Origin of the sequence: Pseudomonas sp. EL_65y_Pfl1_R83, from assembly GCF_963970695.1 — a bacterium.
Classification (GTDB): Bacteria; Pseudomonadota; Gammaproteobacteria; order Pseudomonadales; family Pseudomonadaceae; genus Aquipseudomonas; species Aquipseudomonas tritici.
Window position 1 is genome coordinate 1 of record NZ_CAXAQI010000201.1, and the last position, 548, is coordinate 548.

At 66.2% G+C, this 548-nt stretch carries 1 protein-coding gene; it reads left to right on the forward strand.

Annotated elements, in window-relative coordinates:
- The coding region (locus AACY08_RS28405) for a TolC family protein (RefSeq protein ID WP_339472424.1) at positions 1-541 on the forward strand (541 nt) is incomplete at its 5' end.
- Positions 542-548 lie beyond the last annotated feature (7 nt).

Consider the following 548-nt stretch of genomic DNA (forward strand, 5'->3'; position numbering starts at 1 on the left):
TCCCGACGTGCTGCAGGCCGAACATCAACTGATTGCGCAAAATGCCAATATCGGCGCGGCACGCGCTGCCATGTTCCCGACAATCTCGCTGACCACCAGCTTTGGCACGGTGAGCTCCGCGCTCAGCGGGCTGTTCGGGGCCAACAGCCAGAGCTGGTCGGTGGCACCCGGCGCGACCCTGCCGATCTTCGATTTCGGTCGCCGCAAGGGCAATCTGGATCTGGCACGGGCCCAGCAACAGGGCGCAGTCGCAACCTATGAAAAGACCCTGCAGACCGCGTTCCGCGAGGTCGCCGATGCGTTGGCGACGCGCGGCACGATTGACGCCCAGATCGGCGCCCGGACGCGACGGGCATCGGCGGCTGAGATATCGGCGCGGCTGTCCGACGCACGATATCGCGCAGGGGTCGATTCCTTCCTGACATCGCTCGACGCACAGCGCACCGCCTACAGCGCCCGGCGGGATCTGGTGACGACGCGGCTCGCGCGCGCCACCAATCTCGTCACCCTGTACCGCGTTCTGGGCGGCGGGTTGAGTTGAAGCGAAT